Raw genomic sequence first — 7,388 nt, 5'->3', positions numbered from 1 at the left:
TACCCAACGCCACCCACGCATACTACCTGAAATAGACATAAAACGATGGTCTGGCCCTCCGGGCCAGACCATCGTTTAACACCAGTCACCTAGGGGCTGTATCGAAGTCGGGTGTGTGGTCTGAACTGCCCTGACGTGTTTGTGCGTGTCGGAGATCGACAACAAGTGAGGTCTCCGGTAGTTGGTTCATCGACCAAGAAGAACCTGCACCGGAGACCTCGTGGACACCATAGCGGTGACACGACGGCATGACCTGACCGACGCGCAGTGGGCAACGCTGGAACCGTTGCTGCCCAAGCCACGCCGGTCGGGTCGTCCGTCGCTGTTCAGTAAACGGCAGTTGATCGACGGGATCCGGTGGCGGATCCGGGTCGGAGCACCGTGGAGGGACGTGCCGCCCTGGTATGGGTCGTGGCCGGCAGTGGCCGGGCTGTTACGACGTTGGCAGCGGGCCGGGGTCTGGGCGCAGATCCTCACCGCGTTGCAGGCGTCCGCAGACGCGGCCGGGCAGGTCGGGTGGGACGTGTCTGTGGACTCCACGACCGCGCGGGCGCATCAACACGCGGCTGGGGCACGGAATCGGGGCGACCTGCAGGCGGAACCGCCCGGTGGAGTCCGTGACGAACCGGCCGACCACGCGCTCGGCCGGTCCCGTGGCGGGCTGAGCACGAAGGTCCACCTCGGGTGTGAACAGGGTCAGAAGCCGCTGTCGATCGTGCTGACCGCTGGGCAGCGCGGCGACAGCCCGCAGTTCACGGTGGTCCTGGACGGGATCCGGGTACCGCGGCTGCACGGCGGCCGTCCCCGCACCCGGCCCGACCGGGTCCTGGCCGACAAGGCGTATACGTCCCGGGCCAACCGCCGCTACCTGCGCCGCCGAGGGATCAAAGCCTGCATCCCGTCCAAGACCGACCAGGACGCCAACCGGCGCAAACTCGGGTCGAAAGGCGGCCGGCCACCCGCCTTCGACCCCGAGATCTACAAACAGCGCCACGCTGTGGAGTGCGGCATCAATCGGCTCAAACGCAACCGCGGTGTGGCCACGAGGTTCGACAAGCTCGCGGTCCGCTACGAAGCCACTCTCCACATCGCCGCGATCAACGAATGGCTATGACTTCGATACAGCCCCTAGGCGACGACGGCAGGTAGCGCTGCGGCATTTGAGGACCAGGAGCTCAGCAAAGGGCATCCATCACATTGCCGCACCGGCTGACGTTCAATCTGCCGATCTGTGGCGGTCTGGCTGCCTCGGCGAGGTGAGCCTCGCTCTCCGTTGCCAACGGACGTGTCAGTCGAGAACGGCGCCGGTGATGATGAGGTCTATCACGACTGTGGTGGCCGGGCCGTCGAGTTGTCCGGCGAGCATTCGCCGGAGCGGTTGTGCTCCTGCGTAGTCGAGTTCGCCGCCGACCCGCACAATCGTCGTGCTGGGCGTCGCGTCGATGCCGCCGACGGTGATTGTGAACGCCGCCGGCGAGGTCGCACCCGATACTGCATTGGTTTGCACATCTGCCTCCTTCGCGTAGGTGCCGAAGGCTCGACCGATGCCTTTGTGCAGGAGCACAGGCTGCCGGTGCCAGCGCGCAGCCTAGCGACCACCGCCAAGCGGCGCGATCAGGTCCGGCACCGGACAGGCACGGATCGGGCCGGAATGGCCTAGTACCTGGATGCTGGCGTCAAGACCTACAGCGTGTCGGACAACAACAGGTGCGCATGGCGTTGCCGTCGTCGAGGTGAGCCGCCGTGTGCGCCCTGGGCGTCGCCGATCCACCTGCGGCCTCCGGTGTTTGGGCGCCAGCCGAGCCTCGCTACCGGATACGTCCCCAGCGCCTGTGCCGGCCGTCCATGGCGGTCCCGGCTCGACCACGTGCGGCATGCGTCGAGACGTATGACGCACGTGGTCGAGGCGTATAACGCGCATGAAGGAGTGGCTACGATTTGATCGTTCGTAGCCGAATGATCGGATGACCGGACGGGCCCGTGCCTCCGAACGGTGAGGCTTGATCTCGGACGTACGCCGCGGGCCTGACACGGGATCAGCGCCAGGATCACCGCCCGTGTGCACGTTGCGATGTCCGGCGGTGCAATCTCAATGCTCGGGTCGCGACTGGGCGGCAGACATCCACGCACGCCGGGACAACGGTGGGCGCCGGGTGCGGTCTGCAAAAGTATCGGCCTACGATGTATCGGCGCGGGCGTCTGGCCGCAGGTTGTCGGGAGGCCCATGGTGGACATCGCCGTAACGCACGTACCGGGCGGGGCCATGGTGATGGTCTCAGGTGAACTTGACATCGCTACCACCCCGCAACTGCGGCAGGTCTTGCACGGCTGCATCGACGACGGTGCGACGGCGTTGATAGTCGACCTCACCGAGGTGGCGTTCCTGGACTCGACCGCGCTGAGCGTGTTCGTCGGCGTGCACAAACGTCTGCGTGACGGTGGGGGAGATGGGCTGACACTGGCCACCCCGCATGAGCGGTTGCTGCGGATCTTCCGAATGACCGCATTGGACCGAGTGTTCACAATCGTCGCAAGCATCGGCGATGCCGATGTGGGCTCGTCCGGCTCTATCCAACCTCGAACGTGATCTGCCCGCTCGATCGGTCCGAGCCGCCTCGATGAAGCGGCATGCCGAGCGCCGGGCCTGCCCCGTCGAGGGTTGGATCCCGTCACGGGCCGCTCTAGCCCGACGGGATTGTCGCCATTCGCCGACGGACCGAAGCAGCGTCGCTCCCGCCTCGTCTCGCCCGAGACCGGAGCGGCAAGGGCTGCCCGCGACTTCTCAGAGGGAGACCCGTATAGTGCATGCCGTGGGGGCTGCTCTTCGGCGTCGCACCGCATGAGGACCATGACGCCGCTCACACGACGGCGGCTGACGTAAGGCGATCGGCGCGTGCCGTTGAGGTATTCCGAACGTATCGTCACGGCCCTGCCCTCCGACGAGCGCGCACCGACAGGGTGTTGCTCGTCGAGTAGGTGATGGCCCGAACGCCTCGTCCCGCCAGGCGCATGTCGAACTGGACGAGCATCTATGATCCACCGTCATCCGTGAGGCCAGCGGACACTCGAGGTCATGGCATGCCGACATCGGTGAGGGCGAACGAGCTGCCGCTGTTCGCGCAGTCATGCGGAGCATGGCCTGTCGATTCACGAGCTCGACACTTCACGATCTTGAAATCATCGGCGGGATTGTCCCAAACCCGGCGCATGCAGGGACCAGGCCTGGTACGCACGCGCGGCGAATTCCCAGCTCGCGCGTCGCGGTGAAACCGCGGCACAGATTCGCAGCCACCACGCTGCTGGTTTCAGTTATCGCATCGCATCCCCATCATCGCTCCGCGCTACCGCCGAACCCGCATCCGACACCGTTTATGAACACCAGTCAAGCAGTCGACCGCGACGGCAGATAGGATCAAAACTGTTGGGCTCCCGCAATGCGGGACACCCAGTACTGCGGACCGCTTAATAAGGCCATGGCACAGATCCAGCAGCAGCTCGGGTGTCGCCACAACCTGATTCATCGCCACGAGAAGGCATTGCCATGGTATGACGCGTCATTCAGGAACTCGTTGACGACATCGACGGTAAGCCTGCGGACGAGACCCTGGCATTCAGCGTCGACGGCGTCGAGTACCAGATCGACCTCACCGCGGCCAACGCGGCGAAGCTGCGCGTGGCACTGGCACCGTTCGTCTCAGCCAGCAGACGCATCCGCAACGGGCAGTCCGCCGGTGGACGAGGCCGGGCCAAGCCGACGACAGTGGCCGAATCTGGCCGTGCCGAACGCGACCGCAACCGTGCCATCCGCGAATGGGCAGCCAGCCAAGGCATGACCGTCGCACCTCGCGGACGCTTCTCCCACGAAGTGATCGACCAGTACCAGACACGCGGAAACCGATAGCTCGATCGACGCAATGCGTGGCGACGGGAATCGGGCAGTCGCTGTCGCAGGTGGCTAGGCGGTTCGAGACTGATGGGCCTTGATCGAAAGTAGCTGCTCGTGCGCCCGAGTCATCACCGCTGCATGTGGTCGACCCGTGCCTGTGTCCTGACCATCACCTGCACGTCAGGGGCGCTGATTCGCGTGAGGTGGAGCAGCACACGCTACGGGACATGCGCACCTGAAGTCCAAGCGCAGCAAGCAACGCTGCGAAGCCGGGCCTTTCCAACCCTTACCCATCGAATGCTGGTGTTTACGCTTCCGGACCGGCCGGTTTTCGTAACTTGCAGATCGGCACTTAACACCGCAGCGGTAACACAGGCTAAGCCGATCGGCCACCCGCTGCGAACGCTGCCGCAGCCCGTCGACGAACATGATCGACAGCACGATCGTCGGCGGTCTGCAGCGGGCGCAACGCCACTCCGGTCGGGCCCAGTACTACACCCTCAACATGGCCGAACGTGTGCCGATGGGACCGTTATGACGCGCGCCTGCCGACCGGAGCGCTCCGCGCGCATCGCCGGGGTAGCCGCGCTGGTGCTCGCTGTTGTGTGCATCGTGCTGCAGGCCGCAGAAGTGGGCGGCTGGGCGACCGAGGTCCGGATCTTCCGGGCTTGCGGCCCGCCGCTCGGCGGTGTCGGCGCCGCGCTGTGCTGGCACGCAGGCACCCGGTCGACCGCGAACGGGGGCCGGTGGTGCTGGCGGCTGCTCGGCATCGGCCAAGGCGCCTCCGCCACGAGCCAGCTCGCCTCGACCTATTCGACGTTCGCTCACGACAATCTGCGCTACCCGATCGGGCTGGTCGTCGTGCAGCTCACCGACCTGCTCATGGTGATCCTCGCCCTCGCCGCAGTGCTGTGCCTCCCGGCACGCACCGCGTGGTCATCGAGCCGGCTGCGGCTCGGCCTGGACATGGCCACCGTTCTGCTCGCCGGCGCGGTCTTCCTCTGGTACTTCTCCATCGCACCGGCACTGGCCAACCACGTCGACCTACTGCTCACCGCAACGACCATGGCGCAAGGTGCGGTCGGGCTTGTCGCGCTATTCGGGGTCTCTCGGCTCCTGCTCGCCGGCGTCGCCGGTATTCATCCGGCCGCGATGACGCTGCTCGCCGCGGCCGGCGTCGCCGAGTTCGGCTCTTCAGCGCTCATCCCGGTCTTGCAAGACACCCGATTCCTGCACCTGGTCCTCGCCCTCGTCACCGCTGGCCGCGCGCTGCTGATCGCCGGCGCGCTGGCCCAGCTCACCATAGGGGGTGCCGCACATACTCCCGCCCTGGGCCGCTCCCGCGCATTCAGCCCCCTACCGTACGGCGCGGTCCTTGCCACCTACGCCCTGCTGATCGTCGCCCTCACCGCCCGGCTGGACGCCCGGGCCTGGACCGTCCTTGGCGGTGCCATCACCCTGACCGCACTGGTTGCTGCACGGCAGATCGTCGCGCTGCGCGACAACGCGCGCCTCGTCCGTGAACGTGACACCAGCCTTGCGGCGCAGCGCCAGATGATTGCCCGCGGGTTGCACCTAGCCGAAACCGGTACCGCCCTGCTCACCATCCGCGACATCCACGCCATCCGCCGTCTCGCGGTCGTCGCCGTCACCACCATGCTGGCCGACTATCCGCGCCGGCGGAGCGCATTCATCGGGCCCGACCCAAAGGATCCGAGCGCCTGGATGGTGCATGCCGCCGCTGGCGACGATGCCCATACCCTGCTCGATGTCAAGATACCTGAGGTCACTATGTTGGCATTGCTTGCCGACGGAGCGACCCTTGACGCGCCGCCGTTGCGCAGGCTGGGCCTCTCCGAGCTCGACCGCCCAGCAAACGGCCCGCATACCGCGTTGCTCATGCCGACCGTCGCCAAGGATCGGCTCACCGGTGCCCTGCTGGTCGACGCCGACGCCATACTTCCTCCCGACGTCTGCAGGTCCCTTGAGACGCTGCGCGCTCAGGCAGCGCTGGCGCTCGACGCCGCTGACCTGACTGCAACCCTCATCCGACAGGCCACCCACGATCCGCTCACCGGTCTCGGAAACCGCGCACTGCTCCGCGACCGACTTAGCCGAGCGCTTGCCAGCGCGGAATCCACCGGGCATCCCATCGCGGTCATGCTCCTGGACCTCAACGACTTCAAAACGATCAACGACACCCTCGGCCACCACATCGGTGACGAACTTCTCAAGACTGTCGCGGTACGGCTCCTGCACAGCGTGCGGCCGACCGACCTCGTGGTCCGGCTGGGCGGCGACGAGTTCGTCGTCCTCGCTGAAGGGCTGCTCGACGACACCGCTGCTGCGGCCGTCGCCGGTCGGATCATCGACGGGCTTGCCCAGCCGACCGTGATCACCGGTCAGCACTTGGGTATCCATGCCAGCATCGGCGTTGCTGTGTCCGGCACCGGCAGTACACCCGACGAGCTCCTACGACAGGCAGACCAGGCGATGTACACCGCCAAGCGGCGCCGTGCCGGACAGTCCGCCGTTCACCTAACCATGGCCACGTGAGCGTCAGGGGCGCCCACCTCACCCATGCATGCATGCATGCAGTCTGTCTGGCTTCCCTGTGGGCGGGCTGGCTGACGTGCTACCCGTGCAGATTGAGCAGGACGCGGGCGACGGCTGCGACCGCAGGGAGCTGATCGAGGCAGACGAGTTGCGGGACCTCCGACCATCGTGCGCACACCGCGAAGCCGTAGCCGGTGCCGATCACCGCCGCGGCGAATTCGTCGGGGATCGGTTCGTCCAGCAGGATCATCGACCGGGCGCGCCCGATCAGGTCATCGACGGTGACGGGGACCCCCGGAAGGGCGCGGTCCGGGGCGGACGCGACGACTACGGCGGTGTCATCGGCCGCAACCGCGTTCCGCATCGCGGTCAGCGCTGCCGCGACTGCCGCCGGGGTGCCCGGTCCGACCGTCCCGGCGGCGGCGGCGACGTCGAACGGTGTCCCCGCGGGCTGGTGAAACCCTGGCCGCGGCGGTCGGAGCGCGGTCACCGCGGTCGGGTCGTAGTGATGGCCGGCCTGGTCGATGTTTCCGGGGCGGCCGAACAACCATCCCTGCCCCCACCGGGCTCCGAGCGTCCGGGCGGTCACGAGATCCTCGTTGGTCTCGATGCCCTCGGCCACCACGACCGCTCCGGTGCGCTCGGCCTCGTCCCGGACCACCGCGCAGACGGCCTGAGTGTGTTCGGCGTGGGGGGAGCGGAGCAGGCCAATGTCGAGCTTGATCACCTCTGGTTCGAGGACCGGGACGAGCGCGAGCGACATCGGGTCGACTCCGACGTCGTCCAGCGCGATGCTGTTGCCCCACTGCTGCACCTGGCCGGCGATGCGCAACAAGCTGCCGGGCACGCTCGTCAATGCCCGTTCGGTGAACTCGAGCACCTCCCGGAACGGCAGGCCCGCCCGGATCAGCTCCAACAGTCGCGGCGACAACGGCTGATCCAACAC

At 66.9% G+C, this 7,388-nt stretch carries 6 protein-coding genes; 4 read left to right on the top strand and 2 right to left on the bottom strand.

The window, feature by feature from the left end:
- The first annotated feature begins 235 nt into the window (after positions 1 to 235).
- On the top strand, positions 236 to 1,114 hold the full coding sequence (locus ACZ6TV_RS54985) for an IS5 family transposase (RefSeq protein ID WP_465309710.1): 879 nt from the start codon (positions 236 to 238) through the stop codon (positions 1,112 to 1,114).
- Positions 1,115 to 1,288: 174 nt separating this feature from the next.
- On the opposite strand, the gene ACZ6TV_RS54980 is transcribed toward ACZ6TV_RS54985, so the two are convergent.
- Positions 1,289 to 1,564 (bottom strand): STAS domain-containing protein, encoded by a 276-nt coding sequence (locus ACZ6TV_RS54980; protein WP_465309708.1) that lies wholly within the window; start codon positions 1,562 to 1,564, stop codon positions 1,289 to 1,291.
- A 660-nt stretch (positions 1,565 to 2,224) separates the two neighbouring features.
- On the opposite strand from ACZ6TV_RS54980, the gene ACZ6TV_RS54975 reads away from it, so the two are divergent.
- The 3 genes from ACZ6TV_RS54975 (at position 2,225) to ACZ6TV_RS54965 (ending at position 6,442) form a co-directional block, all read left to right on the top strand.
- Complete coding sequence (locus ACZ6TV_RS54975) at positions 2,225 to 2,587, top strand: STAS domain-containing protein (protein WP_465309706.1); 363 nt, start codon at positions 2,225 to 2,227, stop codon at positions 2,585 to 2,587.
- A gap of 969 nt (positions 2,588 to 3,556) precedes the next feature.
- A complete protein-coding gene (locus ACZ6TV_RS54970; RefSeq protein WP_465309712.1) occupies positions 3,557 to 3,901 on the top strand; it encodes a histone-like nucleoid-structuring protein Lsr2 in 345 nt (114 codons plus the stop codon).
- 519 nt (positions 3,902 to 4,420) lie between these two features.
- Positions 4,421 to 6,442 carry a diguanylate cyclase domain-containing protein gene (locus ACZ6TV_RS54965; RefSeq protein WP_465309704.1) on the top strand — a complete coding sequence of 674 codons (2,022 nt, stop codon included), beginning with the start codon at positions 4,421 to 4,423 and terminating at the stop codon, positions 6,440 to 6,442.
- Between the two features lie 79 nt (positions 6,443 to 6,521).
- Here the strand turns inward: ACZ6TV_RS54965 and ACZ6TV_RS54960 are convergent, their stop codons facing one another.
- Complete coding sequence (locus tag ACZ6TV_RS54960; RefSeq protein ID WP_465309702.1) at positions 6,522 to 7,388, bottom strand: EAL domain-containing protein; 867 nt, start codon at positions 7,386 to 7,388, stop codon at positions 6,522 to 6,524.

This window comes from Dactylosporangium sp. NPDC051087 (assembly GCF_055586325.1).
The sequence above is the reverse complement of the archived record's forward strand: the minus strand, read 5'-3'. Positions and strand labels throughout refer to the sequence as shown.

Excerpts from the sequence above, each read along its gene's own strand:
- ACZ6TV_RS54965 (WP_465309704.1), top strand. The coding sequence starts at position 4,421 with ATGACGCGCGCCTGCCGACCGGAGCGCTCCGCGCGCATCGCCGGGGTA.
- ACZ6TV_RS54975 (WP_465309706.1), top strand. The coding sequence starts at position 2,225 with ATGGTGGACATCGCCGTAACGCACGTACCGGGCGGGGCCATGGTGATG.